General features: G+C 65.3%; 18 protein-coding genes, 1 pseudogene and 2 riboswitches. Of the genes and pseudogenes, 7 read left to right on the top strand and 12 right to left on the bottom strand.

What is annotated here, in order from left to right; translation table 11 throughout:
- Positions 1-72: 72 nt before the first annotated feature.
- Positions 73-1,992, bottom strand: a complete 1,920-nt coding sequence (locus tag ACW173_RS00570) for a hypothetical protein (RefSeq protein ID WP_492082962.1) — start codon at positions 1,990-1,992, stop codon at positions 73-75.
- On the bottom strand, positions 1,989-6,563 hold the full coding sequence (locus ACW173_RS00565) for an HTH domain-containing protein (protein ID WP_492082961.1): 4,575 nt from the start codon (positions 6,561-6,563) through the stop codon (positions 1,989-1,991). The genes ACW173_RS00570 and ACW173_RS00565 overlap by 4 nt, the downstream gene beginning before the upstream one ends.
- A 601-nt stretch (positions 6,564-7,164) precedes the next feature.
- Here ACW173_RS00565 and ACW173_RS00560 point away from each other — a divergent pair.
- From ACW173_RS00560 to ACW173_RS00550, 3 genes are read left to right on the top strand one after another with little or no spacing between them, the layout of a single operon-like run.
- Positions 7,165-7,998 (top strand): TnsA endonuclease N-terminal domain-containing protein, encoded by an 834-nt coding sequence (locus tag ACW173_RS00560; protein ID WP_492082960.1) that lies wholly within the window; start codon positions 7,165-7,167, stop codon positions 7,996-7,998.
- Entirely contained in the window at positions 7,995-10,193 is a 2,199-nt protein-coding gene (locus tag ACW173_RS00555; RefSeq protein ID WP_492082959.1) for a TnsB C-terminal domain-containing protein, read from the top strand. The genes ACW173_RS00560 and ACW173_RS00555 overlap by 4 nt, the downstream gene beginning before the upstream one ends.
- Positions 10,190-10,558, top strand: coding sequence for a P-loop NTPase family protein (locus ACW173_RS00550; protein WP_492082958.1), 369 nt, complete (start codon positions 10,190-10,192; stop codon positions 10,556-10,558). Before ACW173_RS00555 ends, ACW173_RS00550 begins: the two co-directional genes overlap by 4 nt.
- Here ACW173_RS00550 and ACW173_RS00545 read toward each other — a convergent pair.
- From ACW173_RS00545 to ACW173_RS00520, 6 genes and pseudogenes are all read right to left on the bottom strand, one after another.
- Positions 10,528-11,601, bottom strand: coding sequence for an IS3 family transposase (locus ACW173_RS00545; RefSeq protein ID WP_492080530.1), 1,074 nt, complete (start codon positions 11,599-11,601; stop codon positions 10,528-10,530). The two genes, ACW173_RS00550 and ACW173_RS00545, sit on opposite strands and share 31 nt — an antisense overlap.
- Positions 11,568-11,720, bottom strand: a pseudogene (locus tag ACW173_RS00540) (transposase); the annotation flags it as partial. The gene ACW173_RS00545 and the pseudogene ACW173_RS00540, both read right to left, overlap by 34 nt.
- Before the next feature lie 882 nt (positions 11,721-12,602).
- Positions 12,603-13,559 (bottom strand): amidohydrolase family protein, encoded by a 957-nt coding sequence (locus tag ACW173_RS00535; protein ID WP_492082957.1) that lies wholly within the window; start codon positions 13,557-13,559, stop codon positions 12,603-12,605.
- Between the two features lie 60 nt (positions 13,560-13,619).
- Positions 13,620-15,560, bottom strand: a complete 1,941-nt coding sequence (locus tag ACW173_RS00530; RefSeq protein WP_492082956.1) for a S9 family peptidase — start codon at positions 15,558-15,560, stop codon at positions 13,620-13,622.
- A gap of 86 nt (positions 15,561-15,646) precedes the next feature.
- On the bottom strand, positions 15,647-18,343 hold the full coding sequence (locus tag ACW173_RS00525) for a TonB-dependent receptor domain-containing protein (protein ID WP_492082955.1): 2,697 nt from the start codon (positions 18,341-18,343) through the stop codon (positions 15,647-15,649).
- A gap of 94 nt (positions 18,344-18,437) precedes the next feature.
- Positions 18,438-18,529, bottom strand: a riboswitch (glycine riboswitch).
- Between the two features lie 3 nt (positions 18,530-18,532).
- Positions 18,533-18,623: riboswitch (glycine riboswitch) on the bottom strand.
- A gap of 266 nt (positions 18,624-18,889) precedes the next feature.
- A complete protein-coding gene (locus ACW173_RS00520) occupies positions 18,890-19,969 on the bottom strand; it encodes an ABC transporter substrate-binding protein (RefSeq protein ID WP_492082954.1) in 1,080 nt (359 codons plus the stop codon).
- 51 nt (positions 19,970-20,020) lie between these two features.
- Here ACW173_RS00520 and ACW173_RS00515 point away from each other — a divergent pair, with 51 nt between their 5' ends.
- The gene (locus ACW173_RS00515) at positions 20,021-20,689 is read left to right on the top strand and encodes a response regulator transcription factor (protein WP_492082953.1); all 669 of its coding nucleotides are present in this window, start codon (positions 20,021-20,023) and stop codon (positions 20,687-20,689) included.
- Complete coding sequence (locus ACW173_RS00510) at positions 20,686-22,062, top strand: sensor histidine kinase (RefSeq protein ID WP_492082952.1); 1,377 nt, start codon at positions 20,686-20,688, stop codon at positions 22,060-22,062. The genes ACW173_RS00515 and ACW173_RS00510 overlap by 4 nt, the downstream gene beginning before the upstream one ends.
- A 58-nt stretch (positions 22,063-22,120) precedes the next feature.
- Here the strand turns inward: ACW173_RS00510 and ACW173_RS00505 are convergent, their stop codons facing one another.
- Both ACW173_RS00505 and ACW173_RS00500 read right to left on the bottom strand, forming a co-directional pair.
- Positions 22,121-23,044, bottom strand: coding sequence for an alpha/beta hydrolase (locus tag ACW173_RS00505; RefSeq protein ID WP_492082951.1), 924 nt, complete (start codon positions 23,042-23,044; stop codon positions 22,121-22,123).
- Positions 23,045-23,109: 65 nt separating this feature from the next.
- Positions 23,110-23,511, bottom strand: coding sequence for a hypothetical protein (locus ACW173_RS00500; protein WP_492082950.1), 402 nt, complete (start codon positions 23,509-23,511; stop codon positions 23,110-23,112).
- Between the two features lie 154 nt (positions 23,512-23,665).
- Here ACW173_RS00500 and ACW173_RS00495 point away from each other — a divergent pair, with 154 nt between their 5' ends.
- Both ACW173_RS00495 and ACW173_RS00490 read left to right on the top strand, forming a co-directional pair.
- A complete protein-coding gene (locus ACW173_RS00495; RefSeq protein WP_492082949.1) occupies positions 23,666-24,385 on the top strand; it encodes a response regulator in 720 nt (239 codons plus the stop codon).
- A gap of 19 nt (positions 24,386-24,404) precedes the next feature.
- The gene (locus ACW173_RS00490) at positions 24,405-25,745 is read left to right on the top strand and encodes a sensor histidine kinase (protein WP_492082948.1); all 1,341 of its coding nucleotides are present in this window, start codon (positions 24,405-24,407) and stop codon (positions 25,743-25,745) included.
- A gap of 49 nt (positions 25,746-25,794) precedes the next feature.
- Here the strand turns inward: ACW173_RS00490 and ACW173_RS00485 are convergent, their stop codons facing one another.
- Together ACW173_RS00485 and ACW173_RS00480 are read right to left on the bottom strand one after the other, a co-directional pair.
- The gene (locus tag ACW173_RS00485; RefSeq protein WP_492082947.1) at positions 25,795-26,115 is read right to left on the bottom strand and encodes an ArsR/SmtB family transcription factor; all 321 of its coding nucleotides are present in this window, start codon (positions 26,113-26,115) and stop codon (positions 25,795-25,797) included.
- A 128-nt stretch (positions 26,116-26,243) separates the two neighbouring features.
- A complete protein-coding gene (locus tag ACW173_RS00480) occupies positions 26,244-26,693 on the bottom strand; it encodes a PA2169 family four-helix-bundle protein (RefSeq protein WP_492082946.1) in 450 nt (149 codons plus the stop codon).
- Positions 26,694-26,710: the final 17 nt, after the last annotated feature.

Below are 26,710 nucleotides of genomic sequence, written 5' to 3'. Positions count from 1 at the left end.
CCCGACGCACGGGAGGAGGCCTAAGCAACACGGAACAAAACCATAGAAGCTACGATAGAAGATTAGACTATCTCAGGACGCCAAAGCGGACCTTGCTTCCAGGAGTGCGTCGGCCCTTCCGACATGGCGCCAAAGTGCGGGCACGGCTATGCGGAGCCATCTAATGCAGCGCTGCAGCTCCAGTGCATTTTCCAGCGAGATCTCGAGATCCAAGGCCCGCTCGATCAGGGCGTCGCCGACAAACTTAGCCCAATCGTCGATGTCGAGTTCAGCAGCCGCCGACCGCAGCGCCAGATTCACGTATTCGAACGCGCCGATACTCTTTGGATAGAGCTCAAGCTGGGCTCGAACCAGCACCCGGACCTCGTCCGCAAGTTGGCGGTTGCGCATGACGGCCGCCAAGGCCGCCAGGGCCTGCAGCAGCCCGGCGGAGGCCTCGCTGCCCCCTTCCATTAGACCAAGCCTAGTCGCGCGTACGGATGAAACGGCGATGTTCGCGAGCCTCGCGTCCCCCTTGAAGACGAACATAGCATTCACATAGCCCCACAAAGCCGCTTGGCTCAGAGGAATTTCTTCGAGGCGCACCTTCGTCGCTTCGTAAATTTCTGACTGCATCTCCATTACTGGTTCTGTATTGCCCTCCAGAGGTCCCGGCAGCAGCATGTTGAGCCGTTCGCCCTTGGTAACCAGGCGACTCTCCTTTCCGCGGAAAAGCGCCTTGCGAACCTTTTCAGGAAGCTGCTCCCTTTTTTCGAGAGCGACACTGTGGAGCCGTCCGAACAGCTCCGCGTGGAACTGGTCTGGCTGGGCCATTGAGCTCAACCAGCGAGGCTCTTCGCGCAGGTCGATCAAGGACTGGAGGCCGAACTCATAGCTTCGGATGTTCCGAGCCCATCGAGAGAAGTTCGCCAGGTCGATATCGCTCGCCAGCAGTTCCCTCTCCAAGACCCCGGCATGAACCAACGTACCGAGCCGCCGCCAGAACGGCGGGGTGTCCGCAAGGGCGCGGGTGTGCGCCACCTGACCTTCAGTCAGGTAGAACAACGCCGAAAACAGCCGAAACTGTCCCCCTTCATCCTCAGCATCCAGCGCCCCCAGATGATCGATCAACTCGGTGAGCCTGGGAGCGATCTGGGGCCATCGTTCGATATGCCTCAAGCAGAACTCAGCGCACGCGACCTTAGTCAAAAGCCCCTCGCGCCCGCGTGCCCTGGCGATGGCTTCGGCAACGACTTCAGGAGAAAACCTGTCCTCAGGAATTTCCTTGACGATGAGGGAGTGCCACCCGAGCGAAAGACACTCGACCAATTCCTCAACGCTTCCGATCCGGCAGGTTTCGGCAACCAGGAGTCGCGCTTCGGCGCTCGCATATTCGATGATGTTGGAGCTTCTCCGATGCTTGCCGACAAGCCTCTCGAAATAGGCCCGATCATCTGGCACGAGATCCTCAGTTGAGGCGCCATTGGCGCGGAGCGCTTCGGCTATCGAGCGGGCGATGCCGCCTCTCGTCATCGCCAAATCCGCGTTGAATGCCTCGGCTTCTGCAAAACTCAGCTTGCGATCGCGCAGGATCTTAGCCCAGTGCGCTTCCCGGTCCGTGTCGAGCCTGCTGCTTTCCACGAGTTGGGCGAGCACCGCCAGCCGGTCTTCGGGCGTGGCCTGCAAACCTGCGAATGGTCGAACCAGAAACCGTCCAGACGAGGACGAGAGGCTCATCGCCCAGACATCCTCCCCGACCGTGTGTCGCGACAGTTCCCAGGTCGTCCCACCGCCGTCGTCGACGCTGACTGGTCCGCTGGTTTCGTACGCTCGCTCGATGGCGGCGACCAACACCTCGGAGGCGAACTCCGCGCCGCCGATCGTGAACGCGCCACCCAGCTCGATGCCCGACTCGGCCCGGAATCTCGGATCCTGCGAGAAGCGTCGCTTGACACTTGGCGGCATCCAGCGGAGCGCGCCGGCGACCATCCCATGGCGTTGTTCGGCGTTCACAACTCAGCCTCCGTCACCAGGCTACTTATCAGCCTCTTCAACCGCTCGTCGATTTTCGCCATGAGACCAGGGTGGTTGGCCTGAACTGGCGCAATGATCGCCTCGTCGATCCAGGCCCGGTAAGCGTCGGCCTGTGCTGTCTCAAGCTCGTGGGCGACGGTCAGCAAAAGCACGACCTGGTCGCCAAGCAGCTGAAGCGTCAGTTCGGGGCTGTCGCTTGCTGGCGAGGTGTGAAGCCAGCCCTCCAAGCTGCAACACTTGAACAGCCAGCTGGAAATCGCGCGCTGAACTTCCACCGCGAGATCACGCGTCCAAACGGAGGTGATGGTGTTTCTCAGGACGCTATTCATGTCCTGCAGCCACTCGCCGTCATTCGGTAGGCTGAGATAGGTGCTCATACGGACCTTGAGCAGATTGCTCCGTATGGCCCGCAGCTCGGCGTTCTCGGTAATCGCGCCATCAACGACCCTGACTAGGGATAGGTAATGCAAGATTTCCGCCTCATCGATATCGACGAAGAGCACGCCGGCAAGCCGAAGCTTCGTCCTAGCCGCCCACAGATCGGCCGGCTGGAGAACTCCGTTTTCGACCATATTTTTGAGCAGGGAGAGGCTGTTCGCGATCACAGCCCCCCCCGTCCCGACCGCCGTATGGCGGTTCAGCGCCCTGTCGTCGATCACGATGCAATCGGCAGAAGAAGCGAGGACCTGAACGGTTGGATTGACGCCGAGTCCGTTTTCGTCATCCGCATCGCGGGTCGGCAATTTCTCAAAGCGGAGCCGCTTTGCCAAAGCTGCCTTGGTGACTTCACCGCGAATAATCTCGATGTGCTCGATGGCAGCATCGGCGATCTTTTCGTACTGCAACAGCGCATTCGATTCGGCGATCTCGTGCGGCGAGACGGCAGCGCCAAGCCCAGCCGCGCGAAGCTTTTCCAAAACCCCGACGTGCTGAAGGTAATCCACGGACAGATCGTCTAAATAGAGGTCCGCGCTATCTGGAATGGCCGGGGCGTCGGGCCATTCTCTTTCGTGAGCGGAGAGGTGGGCGAGCGCGGCGTCGGCCTCTTGGGACGTCAGGTGCCCGCGCGCTTGCAACGCCCGCACAACCTGCGAGCAATTGACCAGACACCCTCTGTATTCAGAGAGATCGGCTTCTTCATCCATCAGCGAGCCGATAACGTGGACGGGATAGGGCCGCACCACGAACCTGGGCCTAGCGCCGCCCTGTTCTCCAGCTCGGGCTTCCGCAAGAAGCGCCGCCAATCCAGTGCCGACTCGACCAACCAACCTGACGTCCGGCGTCGTCGTGCTGACGAACGGCGTAAGTGCCCCTGTGGCGAGCAGATCACGAAGCTCGCGCGCGGCCGCCACTCTGCTCGGCTGGTGGAAGGGCGCTTTCTGCTTTTCCTCGAAGAGCCAAGTCAGTGCCCCGTGGGGAAGGAGGATTGTCGAGAAGTGCGACAGGACCTTCGGCAGCGTTCTCGTGATCGCCAGGGTGATGAGCGCCGAGACGTCCAGCGCAATGGTGCCTTCGACGGTAACGCTATGACTGCGGTTGCCGGCGAATAGCGGGATTGGTCCCCAGCGCCTCGGGTCAATCTGCTCTAAGTTTGTGAGCGCCGGAAGCAGTGTCAACTCAAACAGTGAGCGCCGCAGCCCCTTGCCCGCCATGAAGAGAGGCATAGTTCCCGCAGCAATGGCCGACCAAATCTCGTTTTCCCGCTCGGCCCAAGCCGGTTGCTGATTCACGAGGTCGTGGATCGACATGCTTTGGATCGGGCCCGTTTCATCGGAAAGCTCGATCGCTTGTTTCAGCCAGTCAGCCGTCTCCTGGCGGTTATCCCAACCTGCCGACGACGCAAGACCATAGGCACCCGTCAGCACGGCAGCGTCATCGTGACCCCGCTCGACGGCGGCCAGAGCGAACGCTTGGCTTCTGGGAGACCCGGAGAGGTGCGCCAATGTCGCGGCCCGGAGCAACTCCGACGGTTTCCGGTCTGCGCGCTTGGCCCACTCCTCCTCCAGGTACGTGAGGATATCGCTCCACTGGCCGGAACTGATGGCAACGTTGACGTAAAGGTCGCGGGCGTTCTGGCTGTCCGATATTGTGCGCACGGCCAAGACCAGATGCCTGGCGGCATCGAAATCGCCCTCTCGGAAGTGCGTCCAAGCCATCAACAATTGGAGCAGGCGCGACTGGTCGACGATCCCGGGAACCGAACGCAGGAAGTCACCGAGGCGCTCGTAGTTTCCAGCGTTGTTAAGCGCCCTGCCGAGGGTCTCCGCAGACTCCAGCGACTTGGCTTCCTCAAACAGCTTCTTGGCGTACTTGGAAAGGTTTTCGAACTGATCGGTGGTCTCGAGATAGTTGACCAAATTGACTAGGTCGGTCAGCTGTCCGGACGCGGCGTAGTTGGCTTCACGCAAGACGCCGGGGTCGGCGCCTTGGGCCTCCTCGAACATCCGCGAAATTCGCGCCCGTTCGTCATCGTCGAACAGGTCATCGGCCACACGCGCCAAATCACGAGCGTCGGCGACCTTGCCCGCACGAGCGAGCATTTCGATCTCGATCAGGCGCAAGGATCGAGGCGGAATGTGTTTTTCTATCTGGCTTCTGTGCTTTTCCAGATAGTCGTAGGCCTCGCCAGGGCCGCCCTTTGTGAACGCGAGAGCAAACCTTGCGACGGCGGTCTTGACAGTGCCACCGCCCGTCAAGGCAGCTTGTCGCTCAACTTCCGCCTCGATCGCAGGCAGGTCGACCTTTAGGCGGAACTGAAGCGCGAGCGCGACGAGGCCAAGGTCCGGCGAGGCGTCGCGAAGCTTGTTGCGAAGTTCCTGTCTCGCCGCTCCCTCTGTGTGCGGGTCGCGGAGACGCAGCCAAAACGCGTAGGTTTCCGCGGCCTCGGCAGCCTCGTCGCAGCCCAGGGCGCGAGCGCGTCGAGCACTGAGGGCGAGGTAGTTGGCCGCGCGCCGGCGCGCCGTCATCGACGTGGGGTCTGAGGCCAGCGGGAAGTCGGCGGCTTCGAATGGAACTTGCACTGCGACTACGTGCCGGAAATCCATCGGCGCTAGTGCGGCGATCTCAGCGATCGCGCAGGTGAAGTTCAGCGCAGGGACTGCTTCACGGTCGGCTTCGCCGCAGTCGCGGCTCCACTTGAGGGCCCGCGTGAAATCGTTCTTGTCTAGCAAATTCGCGATAACGACGAACTTTCCTTCGCCGTCGAAATCGTCCGGACCAAGCTTGGACGCTTCGAGCCAAGCCAACGCTTCGTCCTGGTTGCGGTCGTTTTTGAGCAACGAGAACGCCGCCGTACGGGCCTGGGGGCAGGCGATCTTCGCAAGCACCTCCAAGGCCGCGTCTACCTCGCCGGCGAACGAGACATATGTCGCTCGCGCGATGGCGATCTCGTCGCTGGAAGAAAGTCGCTCGGCTTCCTCAAGGCAGGCCCGCCCTAAGTCGGCGTGCTCCGGCGTCCGCAAGAGCCGCGCGATCCAGGCGAGCGCCTCGCCGCGAACATCGGGCGATGCGGCCAGGAAGTCACCAGTACGAACCTGAGCCGCGAGCGACAGGGCCTTGTCCTGAGACGCGCAGTAGAAACGACGGCGCCGTAGCTCGCCGACAGCGATCCGAAGCTGTCGATCCGCAAGTCTCGACGGAGGCGGAAGCGTGACCAACGCGGCCGCTTCCTCGAGGATGCGGACATCCTCATCAGGGCGCTTCTCTCCCAGCAGAGCGCTCGCGCTCCAACCCGCTACTGTTGCCGCTGGCGCTGTGTCGGCGAGCAGGTCCGGTACATTGGCTATCGCTCGCGCGTGCAAGGACGAGCTGATGATGTTGAGAAGTTCCCCATACTGGATGGTGGTGCGATCGCGCAGGCGCGTGATCGTCACGTGGTCCGCGTCAACAGGAATGGGGCGGCCAACGCCGGGGTCGGCGCTCTCCTGGGTCACGATCATGCCGACAACCTTCATTGGCAGCATTTCCTTGAAGGCTAGGACCTTCAGGTTGCTTCGCGACACGTAGCCGCGGAACCAAAGATGCAAGTCCCGCAGGTAAGCGTCGCCGAACATCAAGCACGCCGTCGCCGCCGACGGGCGAAAGAGGAACCGCGCAAAGTCCACGAAGTTGGCGAGGTGGGAACCCGTGTGAGGGCTCGCATAAAATACGACGGCGCGAAGTCTCGACAGAAATTCCTTCGCTCGGGGATCGCTGAACGCGGAGGTTTCTGCGGTGCGGAGGATCTGCTTGATCATCAGTCCGCCAAGGCTGTGACCGACAAGAACTAGAGATCCGGTGGACAGGGCGGAACTGGAGAGCAGCTCCGAAAGCAGGTTTTCCGCGCGGTCGACCAAGTGCATCGCCTGACCCCGCCACCGGGTGCGCGCCGTGTCGTACTGCACGAAGCCAACGCCCAGCATCGGCGTGTCCTCGAGCAACCAAAGCGGCCAAAGCTTTCCGGTCGCGTTCTCGATCGACCAAGTTTCAACGGTATTCGATCCGAGTCCGTGCACGAACACGACGTGCCCCTCAGCGGCCCCCTTCGGCCCGTGAATCTCCAGTTTCGCCAAAGAATAGCCCCCCGCTCGACCGATGCAGCTGGGCCTCGCAAAAGCAATATAACCGGGCTTTCGCCCGCATCTATACCTTCGGACGAGTTTTACTTTCGAACCGCCGCCGCTTCGCCTCTTAGAACCGGCGCAGTCGAACCTGCGAGATGGGTCTGGCTACGGCGATTTGGGTTCGGCGTATCCGGAGCGATCAACAGGCAGCCTAAAGCATAGGCGCTCGACGAGATAGATATCCGATCGGATATCAACTTACTAAATGTCGCGCCGTCGCACTCAAAACCTTGATTAGACTCGAAATTGTAATCGTAATCACTGCCGCGAGCCTGCTGGCTCGCGCGTAGCGATCAGCAATACCGCTGAGCGCGTTCCTTGAAGAACGGCTCCTAAATGTAATTTCCTAATGAAATCGTCCGCTTAGGCGGAGGGGTGATGGCTCGGGCTTGCGGCCCCGGCCATCACCTCGGAAAGAATCCGCTGTCGTTTTGACGTCGACACAGAACTTTCCCCCGTCATCGCCAAATAGTCAACTGTCCTGCCGGACAGATTGCGGGCGTGTGCCTGGGCTCCGCCTCTCCCAAATTCTGAGAGAGGAATCTCCAACGTGAACAAGCAATCGGCCCCGGTGCGCCGGGGTTTCAGTGGGCCTTTTGGTTCGGCCCGGCCATCAGTTAGCGACACCATCCGGCTGACGCTCGGCGAACCGCCAGAACCACTAAGCCGTTCGGCGCTGACGGCGGTCGCACGGGTCGTTGTCACTCCTGACGATCGAGCAATCCGCACCGTTCTTACTGGACGGCGGCGCATCACGACGGGGGCCTACAGCAGCGCCAAATGCGGTCGCTCGCTCCCCTTCGAAGGCATGAACGAGCAGGCCTTCCTCATGCACAGCGAGGTCGACACCCAGGTCGTCGACTACCGCGCTCAGCCATTCCGGTTTGAGTTCATCATAGACGGCGCCAATCGCGTCTACATCGCCGACTGCGTGCGCCTTCTCGAAGGAGGTCGCATCGAGGTCGTTGAGGTGAAGAACGACCGCCGGGCGCTTCGCGACCCTGACTACGCGCTCAAGCTTACCCGTGTGCGAGATATCTGCGGTCGGCTCGGCTGGACGTTTCGGGTGGTGCTGAAGGAGCAGCTTTTCGCGCCAGCGGCCGTGTACGCCAACATTGTCGAAATCCAGTCCAGGCGGCAGGTCCGCTTCGACCAATCGCACGGGTATCTAGCTCTGGAGGCGATCTACCGGATGGGCGGACAGGCGCCGCTCGGGCGGCTCGCGGAGATGATCGCTGAACGACGGCAGGGCGCGGCGATCATCAAGGCGATGATGGTGGCGCGCCTGGTCAACATCGACATCTGGCGCCCCCTCGGTGAGGACAGCGCCGTTCGCGCCGTCGCCGGTTCGGACATGCAGCGCCACGTGGGAGCGATGTCATGAGCGCTCCGATCAGGCTCATCCCGGGCGATATTTGGGAGTTCCGCGGCCAACGGCTGATCTTTCAGGCCGAGCTCGGCGACAATTTCATCCACTTCATGCGGGAGCAGAACGGTGGTCCGTTTCAGCTTGAAGAGGCCGATGGACCAAAGCGATGGCCTGACACTGCCTGGCTTCTAGAACAGCTCTCATCGAGCAATTTGCGGAAGGTGGGAGGGCGCTTCAAGCCGCCAAACCGCAAAAAGGCGTCGGCCTTCGACGACGACCTTGAAGCGCTCAATCGGCTCGACAAGAACGCTCGCTTACGCGCCTTCGTCGTCCGCGGCCTAGACGCGATGGGCGGAGAGTTCCGGAGTGAAAGGTCGCTGACTTTGGGCTTGGCCCAGCTTTGGTCCGAGCAGCCTGAGCAGGCCGCGCAGTTCGACGAAAAGCCTAGTACCCGGTCAGTTCGACGTTGGCTGGCAAATCGCGGCGCACCGGGCGAACGGCTTCTGAAAGACATGGTCGCCAGAAGCGGTCGAGAAGCGCGAAAGCGGAGGTTCCCAGCCGTCACCCTCGCGCTGATGAAGCGTTGCGCGCTTTGGTACTGGACCCGCGCTGGCTGGAGCATGCTCGACGGGTACGCGCGTTTTGCCAAGCTGCTTGAGTATATCAACCGGCGGCGGCTCAAAGGGGGAAAGCTGCCGCTACTAAAAACGCCTTCCTACGAGACGTTTCGCGTGGAGGTGCGCGGCCTAGAGAGCTTCGAGACCTATGAGCTGAAGTTCGGGACCAAGCGGGCGAGGGCGCGGTTCAAACCCTGTGGGGCAGGCCTTTCAGCAAGTCGCTTCCTGCGCCTGGGCTGCATGGACCACACTGTGCTCGATGGCGTCGCCGTCATCGACACCAACTGGATGCTCCCGGTCGGTCGCCCATGGTTGACCGTCCTGATCGACGTCCGAACACGTTGCGTCGCCGGCTTCGTCCTCAGCTTCGAACCGCCGTCGATCTACTCGGTGATGGAGTGCATCAAGCGGGCGAACAGGCCCAAGATGCGAAGGACCGCGCTGTCCGCCGACTACCCCGTCCTAGTTTATATTTTCGGGCGTTTCGACGAGATCGTCGTCGACAACGGCAAGGAGTTCGCCGGGGTCTCGCTTGAGGATGCCCTGGCTGACGTGGGGACCACGTTGCGGCTCGCGCCTGTTGCGTCTCCTACCTACAAGGCCATCGTCGAGCGGTTCTTCAGGACCCTAAACCAACTGCTCAACACCAAGCTCCCTGGCGCCGTGTTCAAGCCCGATGTCCTGCGGGAGATGGGTTATGACCCCGCGAAGGATGCGGTTCTGACGATCGACCAACTCGAAGACCTCATCCATGAGGCCTTGGCGACCTACCATGTCAGTGTCCACTCCGGCGTCGGAGCGGCGCCGGCCCACCTTTGGCAGCAGGAAATGGACGCTCACCGCATCGATGTGATCGATGACGATCGGCGCCTCGACGCGATGATGGGAGCAGTCAAGCACAGCTGCCGCGTCACCCGTTCGGGGCTGTCGCTCTTCGGGCTCCAGTTCCACGAGGAAGGCAAGGTAGGGGCCCTCCTCGAAGATCTGATCGGCCTAGAGCCGGTGCGGGGCCAACGGAAGGGATCTGCGGCCGTCACGGTCAAGGTGAAGTACAACCCCGCCAATCTAGGCGAGATCCACGTGTGGAACCGGCGGCGAAATCGCTATGTGACCCTGCCTTGCCTGGACGAGCGCTACACCGCCGGAATGTCGCTCTGGCACCATCGCAAGGTGCAGGAGTGGGCCCGTCTCAAGGGCTACGAATTTAACACCGAAATTCAGCGCCTTGAGGCGAGGGCGCGCTTTATCGAGCGGATTGAAGATGCAGCTCCTCACTTGAAAGGAGCCGCGCGCAGCGCGATGCGGCGGATTTTGAATCCGCCGACTATCGAAAAGCTCGGCGAAGGCGGTGTGACGCTCGCCTACGCGCCTGCCCGCCACGACGGCCTGGCGCCTACGATCAGCTATGATCTCTTAGCCGATACACGAACCGATGGGGGACAAACGCCCGTCCGAGCGGCGCGTCCGAAAAAGCTGAAATCGAAGAGCAGGATCGCTCGGGACGGGGCGGCCAAACCGCAACCGAAGCCTCAACCTGCAAGGCCTTTCTCCTTCACCGTTGATATCACGGAATGGAAGGAGATCGAGCTATGACACTCGATGAAACGGTCTCCAAACTGGCGCTCTTCGGGTCAATTTTCTTCCCGTATCCACCTCACGTGGAGATTCATGGCGCTTATAACTTCCTAATAGCACTTGGGCGCGCGACGCGTGGCAAACCTCAGAAGGGCGTGAGGACCGTCGCCGTATCGGGTTCGGGCAAGACGGCTGTTTCAGAGACCTTCAGGCGCCTGGTCGAGTCTCGACATCCGCCAACCAAAGATTTCAAGCCGATCATTTTGATACCGTTAGAGCGAGCCACCACGCCAAAGAAGCTCATGATGAAGATCCTCGACGAGTTCGGGGATCATGACGTGACCCCCATTTCTCATCCAGCCATAACGAGAGTCCTGGGTTGATTTGAGCCTTGGTGTTGGTGGGTGGCAAGAGGCCGGCGCGCGGAGCTATCAGCCTGCGCAGCGTGCCGGCCGGTCTCTCCGCAGAAGGCGCTGGCGTACTCCCTGGGCGTCATCCAGCCGAGCTTGGAGTGCGGCCGGCGCTCGTTGTAGTCGCGCCGCCAGGTCTCCAGTACGGCGCGGGCGTGCGGCAAGGACCGGAACAGGGTCTCGTTCAGCAGTTCGTCGCGTAGCCGGCCGTTGAAGCTTTCGTTGTAGCCGTTCTGCTGGGGCTTGCCCGGTGCGATGTAATGCCAGCCCACGCCGCTGTCGTCGGTCCAGGCCAGGATGGCGTTGGAGGTGTATTCGGTCCCATTATCGCTGACGATTGTGTCGGGCCGCCGCCCGCGCTGGGCGATGATGGCATCGAGCTCGCGCGCCACTCGCCGGCCTGACAGCGAGGTGTCGGCCACCAGGGCCAGACACTCGCGCGTGCAGTTGTCGATCACCGTCAGGATCCGGAAGCGGCGGCCGTCGGTCATCTGGTCGGAGACGAAGTCCAGGCTCCAGCGCTGGTTGGGCGTCAGCGGGACCTCCAGAGGCCGCCGCGTGCCGATCGCCCGCTTGCGCCCGCCGCGCCGGCGCACGGTCAGCTTCTCCTCGCGATAGAGCCGCTGGATCCGCTTCTTGTTGACGACATGGCCCTCGCGTTTGAGCAGCACGTGCAGCCGGCGATAGCCGAACCGGCGGCGTTCCTGGGCCAGGGCCTTCAGCCGCTCGCGCAGCACGCCGTCGTCGGTCCGCGTGGCCGCGTAGCGCACGCTCGTCCGATCCACGCCCAGAACCCGGCACGCCCGCCGCTCGCTCATCTCGTAGGCCGACCCCAGATAGGCGGCGGCCTCCCGATGCGCGGCGGGCGTCACCACTTTTTTCCCAGCAGATCCTTCAGCGCGACGTTGTCGAGCATCGCCTCGGCCAGCATCCGCTTGAGCTTGGCGTTCTCGTCTTCCAGCGCCTTGAGCCGCCGCGCCTCCGACACGTCCAGCCCGCCATACTTGGCCTTCCACTTGTAGAAGGTCGGCGAGCTGAGCCCATGCTTGCGGCACAGGTCCGCCACCGGCACGCCCGCCTCCTGCTCGCGCAGGATTCCGATGATCTGTTCTTCCGTGAACCGTGATCGCTTCATTCGTCCGTCCCTTTCCTGGGGCGGACTCTAGTTATTTCTGGAGGAGTTTCAGGGGGTCACGTCATTCGGCAGGATTGTCGCTCTCTTGCTGACCATTACCTTTTCCCAACGGAAAAGCTGGCCGGGCAGCCCGATTGCCGTCAAGTTGGTGAAGCTAATACCATTTTGACGAGAAATATCGTGATGGCTACCTTGAATTGAGTCAAGGCCGTGCTTACGCGTCTATCGGCTATTTCTCCCGTCGCGCTTCTGCATACGGCCGACCAGAACTGCCCCGACGAACGTCAGTGCACACATCACCGGTATGATGGGCCGCGCATTTGCACCTGATGGGGAGTGCGCATAGGCGCCGATTGCGATTGTGGCGGCGGTCCAGATGGCGAGAAGCCACAAAGCGATGGTTGGCCTGCGGATACGCCTCACTGGCTCAAACTCCTACAGTCGAAATGCTTCCTTAAATTGCATGGTGACACCAAGCAATTACAGGATGTCAAGCCGGTAGGCGCTGCGATTAAGCGGCGCCTCAAACGACGAATTAGGAGAGACGTAGCGGCCAAATGTCGGCCTGAGCTTTAAATGGGGGCTCGCTCAGGCCGACGCCCAATGCTCAAGGGCCACGACAACGTATCTGCGAAAAATAACGAAATGCAATCTTAAATCACAAATTCCCAGAAGCTCTCTGAGATTGTTTTTTGGGTGTCGTTAGATGACTGGGTTAGGAAGTCGCGCTCCTATTTATAGGACCGCTCAGGGGACAGGCTTTAGCTGCAAGCAGCCCTGCTGGGACAGTGTTAGCCTGTTTGCCCAATTTGTGCGTTTTGAAAAACTCCGGAACATCAGCGCCTAGCGAGGACAGCTCAAACCTGCGCCGACACGGTAGAGCTAGCGAGAGGTTTTCGCCCATTCCTCGGGTGACAGTTCCGGTCCCGCATAGGCGGTCGCGAAGTAGGTCTTGAGGTCGCCGGCGAATGGCCAGTCGGATCCAGCTACGAAACGATCCGGACCGATCCGGCGGATCAGGCCGGCCATCCGAGCGCGGTCCTCGGGCGTCGCATCGTCCTTGAAGACCTGGGCCAGGTCGAAGCGGACGTTGCTGACGCGAGCCGGAGCCTTTTCGAACGCGTCGGCGAAGGCGCTCAAGGCGTCCAGCGTCACGGCATCGATCCCACCCCACCCCGCCGCGTGGGCGATGACGACGGGCTGACCGCCAGCGGCCGGCAAGACCTGATCGATAAAGATCCCGACGTCCCGAGCGCCATAGTCGGCCGCGCCGGTGCGCATGTGGATCATGATCGTCCAGCCATTGGCGGCCGCGGCGCGGAAGACCGCCGCCAGCTTCGCGACCTGGGCGGGATGGCGCAGGTCGACGTCGGAATTGGTCAGGTGCAGCTTCAGCCCGCTCACGGCGCGGTCGCCCTTCCAGCGGGCGATTTCCGTCAGGGCGTCGGGCGCCGTCGGATTGACGCTGACGAAGGCGGCGAACCGATCGGGCCGCCTCCGCGCCAAAGCGACCGTGAAGTCATTGGCCTCGCGGACGACCTTGGCGGCGTCCGGCGTCGGCGCGCCCAGAGGGCTCTCGGCCAGATAGGCCGTCGACATCAACCAACCCTGCCTGATCCCCGCGCCATCCATCGCCTTGATGGCGTCGGCGGCGGTCAGCGGCGCGGTGAAGCGCGGGTCGCACGGGCTCTTGCGCTTCGGGCTGGCGCAATAGGCCGGGAGGACCTCGAGGATCGCCGGCGAATGGAGGTGCATGTGGTGGTCGATCGCCGGGCCCGCCCAGGCCCGACCGACCGAAAACAACAGCGCCAGGCTCGCGCAACGCAGAAAGATCGACAACGTCCTGAATCCTTCGAAGGAAAAGGCGCGGAACCTCAAGGCTCCGCGCTCTCGGCCGCCCTATTGGCCCAGCAGGGTCTTTCGCCAGAACATGATGCTGGTCCAGAAGTAGTAGTCCTCGTTCTCCTTCTTGCGGAAAACGTGGCCGTCGTTCTTGGCCAGCACGTGCCAGGCCTCGCCGCCCTTGGCCCGGACAGCCTTGATCATCTGGTCGGCTTCAGAGGCCGGCACGCGCGGATCGGTCCCGCCCGTGGCCACCAGCAGCGGGATGGTGATCTTGTCGACGCTGGTCAGCGGCGAGATCTTCATCAGCTGCTCGCGCTGCTTGGGATCACGCTCGTCGCCATATTCCACGCGGCGCAGGTCGCGACGGTAGGACTGGGTGTTCTCAAGGAACGTGACGAAGTTCGAGATCGCGACGTAGCAGTTGGCGCCCTTCAGGCGCGGGCTGTAGTGCGTGGCCGAGGCGTAGCACATGTACCCACCGTACGAGACGCCGTTGACGGCGAAGCGACTGGCGTCCAGGGCCGGATCCTTCTCCAGCGTATCGAGGAAGGCGCCGATGTCCTTGACCGAGTCCTCGCGCTTGAACGGGCCGTTGTCGAGATTGACGAACCGCGCGCCGTAACCGGACGAGCCCCGCACGTTCGGGAAGAACAACGCGATGCCCAGCTCATTGAGCAGATAGTTGTTCCCGCCCAGGAAGTCGGGCCGGGTCTGGCCTTCGGGACCGCCGTGGATGTCGACGATCAGCGGACGCTTGCCGGGGAACTTGGCCGGGTCGGGCTGGTAGAGGAAGCCGGAGACCTTCTTGCCGTCGAAGCTGGCCACCTCGACCAGCTTGGGTTCGACATTCAGCGCGGGGTCCAGGCCACCGGTCTCGCTATGCGTCCACTGGGTGACGGCGAGGGTCTTGGGATCGATGGAGAACGCGTCGCCCGGCACCTTGGCGCTGGACAGGCTGAGGCCGATCTGGCCCCAGGGGGCGATTTCGATGGCCGAGCCGATGCTGTAGGGGATCACGCCCGCCGGCAGGCCGGTCACGGGGCGCGTGGCGCCGGTGGCGACATCCATCACCCGCACGCGCGACACGCCCGCCTCGTTGATCGCATAGACCACGAAGCCGCCGTCCGGCGCGATGGCGAAATCGTTGACGTCCCAGCGCGACTCCTTGGAGACGGGCACGAACGCGCCCTTGGCGTCCAGCTTGCCCAGGCGCAGGAAGTCCGAGCCCTTGTTCGAGGTCAACCAGACCGAACCGTCGGGGCCGTACTTCGGATCGACATACGAGGCCTTGGCCTTCGGATCGGTCAGGGCCCTCATCTTGCCGGTGGCGAGGTCAAGCTCGTAGACCACCGCGTAGTTGATCGACATGCGGTTCAGCACCAGGGCCTTCGACCCGTCGGCCGAGAAATCGGCGACGTTCCAGCCGCCGCCGCTGACCTGGGCGACCAGGCGGTCGGTCTTCGGGTCCTTGGGATCGACGACATACAGGTCCATGTCCGCGCCGTTGCGACGCGACGAGGCGTAGCCGACCAGCTTGCCGTCGCGCGACCAGGCTCCGAACCAGTTACGGCTCTTGCCGTCGGTGATCAGCCGCGGCCGGCCGGCCTCCAGGGCGTAGAGCTGGTAGAACTCATCGCCGCCCTTGTCCTTCTGGACGACCAGCGTGTCGCCCTTGGGCGAGAGCGCCGCGGCCAGGATCGGCTCGTTCTCGAAGCTGATCTGGCGGCGATCGCCATTGGGCTGGGCCACGACATGGACCTGATCGGAGCCGCCGAAGCGGGTCTTGATCAGCATCGAGCGGTCGACCGTGTTCCAACCCAGGAAGTTGGCGTGCCGGGCCTGCAGGTAGGGCGCTGTCGCCGCGACCAGCTCCTGGGGGATGGCCGGCGCGCCGTCGATGACGACGGCGGCGGGCGGGGCGACGGTCTGGGCCGCCAAAGGGGTGGCGACGGCGCCGGCCAACAGGGCCAGCGCCAGGGCATGACGAGAGATCATCTGGGGAATGCCTCGAAAGAAAGGGGAAGCGCCGCCGGCGGAGGGAGCGCGGGGGAACGCAGCCGGCGGCGCGATGTCGGGCGGGCTTAGAAACGCATCCGCGCGCCGACGGTCACATAACGACCGATCACGTCGTAGTACGGCGAGTACAGCGAGCTGACCGGAGGCTTCTTATCGAACAGGTTGGTGGCGTTGGCGTACAGTTCGATCGCGTTGCCGCGGATCTCAGGCAGTTTCGCCGCGAGGCCCAGGTCGAAATAGGTGTAGGCCTTGATGTGGTTGTTCACCAGATCGACGGTGTTGTTGTAGTTACCCGCCGAGATGTAGCGGGCGCGCAGGTTGGCGCTGAACATCTCGCCGGCCCAGTCGATCGACGCGTTCGCACGGGTCTTGGGCGTGCCCAGACCGAACGAATAGCCTTGTGACTTGACGTACTCGATCTTGCTGACGCCGTCATTGGTGGTCAGGCTGTTGACCCAGGAGCCAAGCAGGCGGGCGCGGATGCGGCCCGGAGCCCCCGGGATCAGGCGATCGAACGCGGTCGAGTACGAGATCTCGGCGTCGAAGCCGTCGGTCTTGTAGTTGGCCAGGTTGACATAGGTCGAGACGATCCGGGTGATCGTGCCGGTCGAGTCACGGGTGACCCGCGAGCACAGGTCCTGATTGCCGTTGGCGCAGCGGGTGACGATGTCCTGAGCCGCGATCGTGGTGATCACGTCGTCGATGTTGATCTTGAAATAGTCGAGCGACATGCTCAGGCCCGCGATCGACGGCGGCGAATAGACGAAGCCGGTCGTGAAGGTCTTGGCCGTCTCGGGGTTCAGGTTCGGGTTGCCGCCGCCGTTGGTCAGCACATAGACGCTGGAATTGTTCGTCGGGTCGGTCAGCGTGTTGTAGCCGGTCGTGGTCGTCGTGAAGAGCTCGGTCAGGTTGGCCGAACGGATGTCGCGCGACTGGGTGATGCGACCGCGGAAGCCCGGGAAGAACTCGTTGGTGGCGCCCAGCTTCCACGACCAGATCGAACCGGTGGTGTTGTAGTCGGAGACGCGCGCGGCGGCGTTGACTTCCAGCTTGTTCAGCACAGGGACGTCACGGACGACGGGCACCAGCACTTCAGCGAAGGCCTCCTTGACGCTGAAGCTGCCGGCCATGGCCGAGAAACTGAAGGTCGTGAAGGCCTTGGCCGCGTCCAGGGCCCCGACCGTGCGGTCGACCGACTCCTTGCGGGCTTCGGCGCCGACGGCGACCGAGACGGCGCCGGCCGGCAGGCTGAAAGGCTCGCCGCGCAGGCTGAAGCCGCCGACGTCCAGCTTGCTGGTTTCACGCATCGAGGGCGTACCGGTGACGTAGTCCAGCGCGGCCTGCGAGGGCGCGCCCTGGCCGAACAGGTTGATCGGCACGCAGTTGGTCGAGGTGGTCAGGGCGATGCGGCAGACCGCTTGGCCCGTCGCCGGGTTGATCACCGAGTCCACCGCGTTGGCGTAGTTCTGGGTCAGGAAGAACCCAGGGGTGTCGATATTGTTCTCTTGCTCGCCGTGGCTGTAATAGGCGCTCCAGCGCCAGCCGCCGTCGAACTCGCCGTCCAGGGCGATCGTGCCCTGGGTCGAGACGCGTTCGAAGTCGATGGTCGGATAGGCCTCGGTGTTGAAGCGACCCATCGTGAACGAGGTCTGGCCAGCGGCGGCCAGAGCGCTCTTCACCGCGGTCGGCAGGAAGGCGTTGTCCGACCGGATCGTCAGGTTGCCGCGGTTGTGGTCGCCGAACCAGATGTAGTTGTTCCACATCCGCGAGCGGCGCAGCTCGGCGGTCATCTTGACCTTGTCGGTCAGGTCGTAGGTGACGCTAGCCATGGTGGCGTAGCGCTTCTGTGGCGTGACGAGGGGCGAGAGGTCATCGTTGGACGGGCCTTCGCCGCCGATCGAGTTGGTGCCTTGCACGGTGCCGTAGTCGAAGGCGCGCAGGGTGCCGTCCGGATTGAAGGTCTGGCCACGCAGGACGCCCGAGGTGATCAGGCCGCCCGGAGCCGCGTTCGAGAAGCCGACGTCGGGGGCCAGAACGAAGCGGCCCGCGCCGTTCGAGATGGTGGCCCAGCGGCCGATGTTCGGACGGCTGCTCTTGGGGATTACGCCGTCGTTGTCGAGATATTCGCCGCCGATGACGAAGTGGCCGCGGCCGTTGGCGAAGGTCGTGCCGGCCGCGCCTTCGACGCGGATCTGCTTGGCGTCGTCAAACGACGACTCGCCGCCTTCGATGCCGAACTTGAAGCCGGTGAAGTTGCGGTCGATGGAGAGGTTGACGACGCCGGCGACGGCGCCCGAACCCCAAGCGGCCGAGGCGCCGCCGGTCACGACGTCCACGCCCTTCAGCATCACGCTGGGGATCATGTTCAGGTCGTTCTCGCCCGAGAAGCGACGGCCATCCAGCAGCACCAGGGTGCGGTTGATGCCCAGGCCGCGCAGGTCGACCGGGGCGTTGCCCGCGCCGGTGTTGGTGCCGGTGGTCTGGGGCGAGGTGGTGGCGCGGAACTGCGGCAGGTCGTTCAGGGCGGCGGCCACGTTCGGACGGGCGCCGACGGCCAGGTCCTGGGCGGTGACGCGCACGGTCGGGGTCGGGGCTTCGAAGCCGGCGCGGTCGATCCGCGAGCCGGTGACGATGATCTCCGCGACGCTGGTGTCTTCCGCGGGCGCGGTCTGGGCGAAGGCGGCGGTGTGCAGCATGAGCGCGGCGGGCGCGATGCTGCAGCCCAGCAGCAGGTTACGGCGAGTTTGGCGTGAAAGTGTCAAACGAGATCCCCTCGGTGTTTGCAGTCGACAACGCCCGCCCCGTGCGCCGCACGATGCGACGCGCCCGGGTTCGTCAGGCGGTTTCCTCTGCCCCCGCTGTCCTTGGGCCTGAGAGATTCAGGCGCATGCGCGCCCTTGCTCCTTCGGCGAGGCCGCTCCATTTTGGAGCGGTCCTGCTTTCCAGCGTCCTTGTGCTCTGCGGTCCCTGTTGCCTGAGCGTTTCCGGGGCGGTTGCGCCTTCGGCGTCGGGGCCTGACCCGATCTCTTCCGCGAGAGCCAGACCAATACGAACCCTTCGCCACAGCGCGTCAAAGCGTCGAAAATCGGTATAAAATTCCCCTAACGGCCACGGCCGGGACGCGTATTTCCTCGAATTCACCGCACGGTGAGAGGCGTGCCCGCACGATGTCCGGCTCATCACGCTGCGTGACAGGTCGGTGACAGCTTGGCGCTCTGCCCGCGGTTCCTCGAAAACCACGCCGAAGCGTCGCCGCGTCGCCGGAAGGTCAAAAAATACGCAGAAATTGCACGGATATGCGCCAGATATCAGCGCGCCCGGGCCGCGTGTCGCCAGCGCGCCAGAAGTTCCGCCCGCCGCCCCTGGTCGAAATTGGCCAGCAAGGCCGGCCCGACCCTCACGGGGCGACCGCCCGGCGGCGGCGGGGCGCCCAACCCCGGACGGATCGGCGTCAGCCGGACTTCGAGCAGGCGGCGCTGTCCGGCTTCCGACATCAGATAGTCCAGGAACACCCTCGCCGCGCCGGGGTGACGCGCCACGCGGGTGATGAAGGCCACCCTGGAGATCGAGAGGTGGTAGTCCTCCGGAACGACGTAGCCGATGTCGGGACCGTGGTTGCGCACATACCAGTCAGCGTAGGACCCGTTCATGTCGAAGGCCAGCAGGTGCTCGCCGGACGCCACGCGATCCAGCATCGGCTTGCCGGGCACATAGGTTCGCGCGCCCGTCGCGGCCATCGCGTCGTAAAGCGCCCAGGCGTCGGGATAGAACTGAGTATTGCTGGACAGATAGAAGAACCCCATGCCGCTGCGCTCGGGGTCGTACATCGCCACCTTGCCGCGCCAGCGTTCGGGATCGGCGCGAAGCGCGGCCAGCAGGGCGGCGTGGCTGCGCGGCGCGCTGTCCCCCTTCAGAAGCCGCTTGTTGTAGACGAAGACGATCGGTTCGCTGGTCACGCCGAAACCCTGGTCGCGCCAGCGCGCCCAGGCGGGGAGGTTCCTGGCCTCGGGACTTCTATAGGTTTGGGCGTAGCCGTCGTTGATCAGCTTGACCTGGGTGTCCATCGCCGATGTCCAGACGACGTCGGCGACCGGTTTGCCGCTGGTGGCCTCTTCGATCACCCGCGCCTGCATGTCGCGTGACGTCAGCACGACGAACCGAAGTTTCACCTTCGGGAAACGGCGCTCGAAATCCTCGACCAGCGGCTGGTGGATGTCGTTGTTGATATAGACCACGACCTCGCCCTCGCGGGCGGCCGCCCGGATGTCCGAGGTTCGCGTCGCCTGTTCCGGCGCGCCGGGCGCGCAGCCCGTCAGCGCCAGGGCGGCCACGCCCAGGGTCGCGCCGAGGCTGGCGACGAAGCGCCGTCTCTTGACCTGATGTGGCAATCGGCGTCGGATGCCGCTCTCCCCTGAGTGTGTCCGGCTCCTACATCCCCGATGAAGATACTGGTTGTCGAGGATGATCCGCCCCTGCGTCGCTCGCTGACCGCGACGCTGGAGAGCGAGGGGCACCAGCCCGTCTGCGTCGAGACCGGCGAGGCCGCCCTGGCCCTGGCGCTAGCTCACGGGGCCGATTTCGACGCCGTCGTCCTGGACATAGGCCTGCCCGACATCGACGGCTTCGAGATCCTGGGCCGACTGCGGCGCGAGGGCGTGCTCACCCCGATCGTCATGTTGACCGCGCGCGACGCGGTGCGCGATCGCATCGCGGGTCTGGACATGGGCGCGGACGACTACGTGCTAAAGCCGTTCGATCCGTTCGAGCTGGTGGCCCGGGTGCGGGCGGTGGCGCGGCGCAAGGGCGGCTACGCCACACGGACGGCCCATGTCGGCGCGCTGGTCTGCGACTGGGAAGCCGGCGCGGCCTGGGTCGGCGAGCGGCGGCTGGACCTGCGCCCGCGCGAGTGGGCCGTGCTGAAAGCGCTGGCCGCGCGTCCCGGTCGGGTCGTCGAGCGCGACCGCCTGGCCGCCGACGTATTTCCCGATGAACTGGCTCCCTCGCCCAACGCGCTGGACATCCATGTCGGCCGGCTGCGACGCAAGCTGGCGCCGGGCGGTCCGCGCCTGAGCACGCTTCGGGGCGTGGGCTACCGGCTCGATCCGTGAACGCCAAGCTTTTGAACTGGAGGCGTCCCAGCCTCGTTGGCCGCCTGTTGCTGGCGCAGGTCGCCCCGCTGGCCCTGCTGGGCGCGGCGCTCGCCCTGGCCGGCGCCCTGGCCGCCGGCGCGGTCGTGGAGAAGTCGTCCGATCGCCTGCTGGCCGGATCCGTGGCCTCGATCGTCGCCCAGATCGGTGTGCGAGAGGGTCAGGCCCAGGTGGCCCTGCCGCCGTGGTCCTTGGCGCTGCTGGACAGTCCCGAGCGCGACGCGGTGTTCTATGCGGTGCGCCAGGGTCCGCGCCTGGTCACGGGCTACGACGACCTCCCACGTCTGGCCGCTCCCGCGCCGAACGAGACGAGTTTCAGCTATGCGAGGATGCACGGCTACGAGGTGCGGGTCGCCCAGTCGACGGTGATGGTGCCGGGCGTGCGCGAGCCCGTCGTGGTGGCGGTGGCCCAAAGCCTGGACTCCCGTCGCGCCAGCGTGCGCGAGCTGCTTTCCACCCTGATCGGCCTGCCCGTCTTGCTGGTCGCCGTCGCCGCGGTTCTGGTCGTGCCGGCCGTCGGCTGGGGCCTGGCGCCGCTGCGCCGCCTGACGGCTGATCTGAAAAGGCGCGCTCAGGCCTCGCGCCCGGACCTCGCCCCCATCGACGCCGCCGACACGCCCGCCGAACTGTCGCCCGCCGTCGAAGCCTTCAATCACCTCATGAGCAGCCTGGAGCGCTTCACCCGCGCTCTGGAACGCTTCTCGGCCGACGCCTCGCATCAGTTGCGCACCCCCCTGTCGGTCATCGTCGCCAATCTCGCCCTGCTGGAACGCTCGGCCGTCACGCCGCTAGACAAGGCCCTGCTCGGCGACTCGCGGGACGCGGCGGCCAACCTGCGCCAGGTGCTGTCGCAGTTCCTCGCCCTGGCCCGCTCCGAGGCGACCGCGGCCGAGGGCGAGGCTGACCTCGTCGCGCTGCTCACCACGATCCAGGTCGAGGCCGCCCGCGCCTTCCCCCAGGTCGAACTGCTGACGCACCTGCCCCCAGACCTCCGGCTCGCGCGCGGCAACGCGGTGCTGATCGGCGAAGTCCTACGCAATCTCGTCTTCAATGCCTGCGCCTACGGCGCGGGCAAGGTGCGTATCGTCGCCAGGACGGACGGCGACGGACCGCGGGTCGTGATCTGGGATCACGGTCGGGGACTGGGCGAAGACGAGCTGCGAAACGTGTTCACGCCATTCAACCGAAGCGCCGCGAGCCAGGGATCGGCCGGCGCGGGTCTGGGCCTGACCATCGTGCGCTCGATCACCCAACGCCTGGACATCGGCCTCGAACTGCGCGCCCGCCATCCCAGGCCAGGCCTGGTCGCCGACCTCCGCTTCCCGGCGGGATAGCGTGCCGCGCGTTCACGAGTGGATATCGTCCCTAAAGCCTGGAAGTGGCCATCCGCCTTCAGCGCCGCAGCCTATCGGCGATGAAGCGGTCCACGGCGTCGGTGTAGGCGCCGGGCAGGCCCAGGGTGCGGTTGATGTCCGCGTGGCTCAGGTCGCGCGGGAACACCGGCATCGGAACGTTCGAGCGCTGAGCCAGCGCCTGGAAGGCGCGTGCGTCGTCGCAGGGCTTGTCGGGCCGCTTCGTCGAGCAGACCAGGAACATCGGCACGGCCGAGGGCGTCCACTGGTCCATCGGCGAGGCCTGGGCCCAGCCGGCGGGATCGCCGCCGAACGCCTCGTCGTAGAACTTCGGATGGCGGCCGGACATGGTCGTGGAGATGTTCATCGCCGCCGAGTCCAGCACCACGGTCCCGGCCCAGGGCTTGCCGACCATGTCGGGCTTGGAGGACAGCAGGGCCACGAGATGCGCCCCGGCCGAATGGCCCATCAGGATGATCCGGCGATCGCTGGCGCCCCAGTCGGCGGCGTGACCCTGCGTCCAGCGCACGGCCTGGGCGACATCCTGGGCCTGGGCGTAGGCCATGGCCTGGGGCAGCATGCGGTAGTTGACGCTGACGAAGACGTAGCCCCTGGGCAACCAGTGACGGAGCTTGTTCTCGACCGAACCGGTATTGGCCTTGTCGCCGATCTTCCAGGCGCCGCCGTGGACCATGACGATCACCGGCGCGTCGCGCGGCACGTCCGGCGGGACATAGACGTCGATCGCCTGAGCCGGGTCGGCGCCATAGGCCGCGGTCAGCTTGCGGGCGCCGGGCATGATCGCCCGCGGATCGATCGGGCGCTCTTCCTCGGCCTTCTTCTCTTGCAGGCGCTGCATCATGCGCTCGCGCATCTTGCCGCGCAGGCCGATTTGAGCGTCCGCGGCGCTGGTGGCGGCGAGCAGGGCCGCCAGGCCGAGGGTGAGCAGGCGTGTCTTCTTCACGGTGGATCTCTCGAACGCGGAAAGGTTGGGCCGGCGCGGGGGGCTTTGCGCCGGCCCGGTCAAGGTCAGGGGCGGCTCACGACGCCGCTGACCGAGCGGGAAACGCCGTCGTAGCCGGTGCGGCTGGCGGTGTAGCCGTACGTGCCGTCACCGTTGTTGACGACGCTGGTCGCGCGGCTGGCCGAGGCCCCGTTGTTGAAGGTGCGCGAGGCGCCGCCGGCATAGGCGCCGTCGCTCCAGCTGGCGCTGCGCTGGCTGGCCACGCCGTAGCCGCCGTTAGTCTGGGTCCCACGAGAGACCGACACCGCGCCGGGCTGGCGGTTGACATGGCGGTCGTGAACGTAGCCGCGACCGTAGGCGCCCTGGACGCGGACGGTGCGGCCGTGCTGACCGGCTTCCGCCGCCGGGGCGATGGCGATGAACAGGGCGGCGGCGGTCAGGCTGGTGGCGATAATGGACTTGCGCATGGTGTTTCCGTCGTTTGGTGACGTCCCTCGTCGTCGCGCAGAAGACACGCAACCGCGCTCGCCTTGATGTTTCCACGTCGACGAAACGTATCGAAATGTAATCGTCGTCGTCCCGGCCTTTTCCGGGTCTCGCGCCTGGGGCAAGGCTTTCGCCATGATCGAGAACACCCTGATCGCGGTCGTCGAGGATGACGCCGAGATCCGTGACCTGACGTTGGGCCTGCTGCGCCGCGAGGGCTGGGAGGCCGTCGGCTGCGAGGACGTCGCCGCTTTCGACCGCCTGACGTCCCGTCGACGCGTCGACCTCGTCCTGCTGGACATCATGATGCCGGGCGAGGACGGTCTGTCGCTATGCCGCCGCCTGCGGGCCACGGGCGACACCGCGATCCTGATGGTCACCGCCAAGGGCGACGACATCGACCGGGTGATCGGCCTGGAGATCGGCGCCGACGACTACCTGACCAAGCCCTACAATCCGCGCGAGCTGCTGGCTCGGGTCCGCGCCATCCTGAGGCGCACCCGCGAGGTCCACCGCGTGGCCACAGTCCCGCCGGGCGAGGTCTACGGCTTCGCCGGCTGGCGGCTGGACTCGGCCAGCCGCGACCTGACCGACGCCGAGGGCCGGCCGGTGACCCTGACCGGCGGCGAGCACGACCTCCTGATGGCCTTCCTGCGCCACGCCCAGCGCGTGCTCAGCCGCGACCAATTGCTGGACTGGACGCGGGGCCGCAGCGCCAATCCCTATGACCGCTCGATCGACGTCCTGCTGGGCCGGCTGCGGCGCAAGCTGGCCGGCGGTGCGGGCGGCGGGGGTCTGATCAAGACCGTGCGCGGCGGCGGCTACCTGTTCAGCGCGCCCGTCGAGCGGCTTTGAGGGGGGGGGGGCGACGCCGATGATCCTGGTCGACAATCTCTCCTCGCGGATCGCCGCCATCCTGCTGGCCGGGCTGGTCGCGCTGCTGCTGCTGGGCGCGGGATTGATGATCTGGCCGGCGGGCAGCGGCGGCGGCGTGCGTTTCTACCAGCTGCCGCAGCCCGACGAGGCGGTGGCCATGATCGAGGCGCTGGAGGCCTCGCCCGCCTCGGCCCGCCCCGCGGTGATCAAGGCCCTGGACACCGGCGTCATTCGCGCCAGTCTCGGCGCGGACTTCCCCGCCGCCCTGCGCCGGGCCCGGCCGGCCGACGCCCGCGATCCCGGCTACGCCGCCTACGACCGGGCGCTGGCGGGGCGCGACTGGCGGATCGAAGTGCTGCGCGGCGGACGGCTGCGCGACGGTTTCATGCCCGGCCGCGCCGCCTTGCGCCTGTCGGTGCGGCTGACGGACGACTCGGTGCTGACCCTGCGCCGACGCGCCCCGGAGTCGGCCCGCCGCTATCTGGGTCGGATCACCCTGGCCTGCGCGGCTCTGTTGACGGTCACGCTGCTGATGCTGCTGGTCGCCGTGCGTCAGACGGCGCGGCCGGTGGCCAGCCTGGCGAGGGCCGTGACCCGCTTCGGCGACGACCTGGACGCCGCGCCCTTGCCGGCGGGCGGGCCGCGCGAGATCCGCGACCTTTCGGCCGCCTTCAACACCATGCGCGGGCGGATCCAGGGCCTGGTCGACGAGCGCACCCGGATGCTGGCCGCCATCGCCCACGACCTGCGAACCTACCTGACCCGCCTGACCCTGCGGGCCGAGTTCATCGCCGATCCCGACCAGCGGGCCAAGGCGGGGGCGGACCTCGCCGAGATGGCCCAGCTTTTGGAGGACACCCTTCTCTTCGCTCGCCAGGAGGCCGGTCGCGGCGACGGCGCGCGGTTGGTCGAGGTGCGGCGCGAGCTGGAGGCCCTGGTCGCCCTGCGCGCCGAGATGGGGCAGGCCGTGACCCTGGCGCCCGGCGCGGCGGCCAGCGCCCTGGTCTCGCCGGTGGGGTTGCGGCGGATGCTGAACAATCTGGTGGATAACGCCGTCGCCTATGGCGGCGCGGTGTCGCTGGAGGTCTCGTCCAACGACGATGAAGTCCGTATCGCCGTCCTTGACCGCGGCCCAGGCCTGCCCGACGACGTGCTGGCCCGGATCACCGCCCCGTTCGAACGTGGCGAGGCCTCGCGCAATCGCCGCACGGGCGGGGCGGGCCTTGGACTGTCGATCGTCCAGGCTCTGGCCCAGGCGCATGGCGGGCGTCTGGTGCTGGCCAACCGCGAGGGCGGCGGGCTCGCGGCGACGGTGGCGCTACCGAGGGCCAAGGCTTGATCGTAAGGCGCCGCCGCTCGCCGCGAGCGCGGCGGACCGCCGCCGGGGATCAGATCTCGGCGAGCTGGGCCAGGTAGGCGTTCAGAACGTCGCGTTGCAGCACCAGGAAGGCGAACTTGCCCTGGCGGCAGATGCGGATAAGGCCAGCGGTCTCGAGTTCCTTCATGTGGTGCGAGAAGGTGGCGGCGGTGACCGGGAGAAGCTGAGCGACGGCGCCGCAGGGCGTGGGCTCGCTCTCCGTTCCGATCTCCTTGAGGATCTGGCGACGGCGCGGATCGGCCAGGGCCTTGGCGATCAGGTTCACCTGTCTCTCATCGAGGGCGAGCGGGGCGTCCGGCGCGATGCGGGCTGCGTCTTCCATGACCCTCATATGCGGTGGCGCGCCGCCGGACGCAAATGGCGGTCGAGAACCGCGTCCTTCGACAGCTCGGGATGAGGTTCTCGACCGGTCCGCGGTAGTCCTCATCCCGCGCTTGTCGAAGGACGAGGACGGTCCCGCTAGTGCTTCAGCATGTGCTTGATGTCGCGCATCTGGTCGTGGCCGGACTTCACCGAGGTCCAGGCCTTCTCGATCACGGCGCGGGTCTGGGCGTCGACGTCGGTGTCCTGCAGGGCCTTTTCGTACTTGGCCTTGATGTGGTCCTCGCCAGCCTCGACCTCGCTGACGACGGCCTCGTCGCCCTTGGTGATCGAGTCCTTGAGGTTCAGGAACACGCGGTGAGCGGCGGCCAGGACGGTGCCGTCGTCCTTGGGCTCGCCGCCCAGGCGGCGGACTTCGTCCTGCAGTTCCGAGGCGACCGAGCGGCGCTCCTGGGCGCGACGTTCGAACAGCTCGCGATAACGCGAGGCGTCGGCGTCCTTGGCGGCTTCGGCATAGCCGTCGGCGCTGTCGATCGTGGTTTCGACCAGGCCGTTGACGAGCTTGATGTGGTCTTCGTTGGTATGCATGGGGCGGCTCCTCGTTG

Source organism: Caulobacter sp. ALps2, assembly GCF_058681635.1.
Note: the sequence above shows the minus strand (reverse complement) of the source record. Positions and strands in the feature narration are given on the sequence as shown.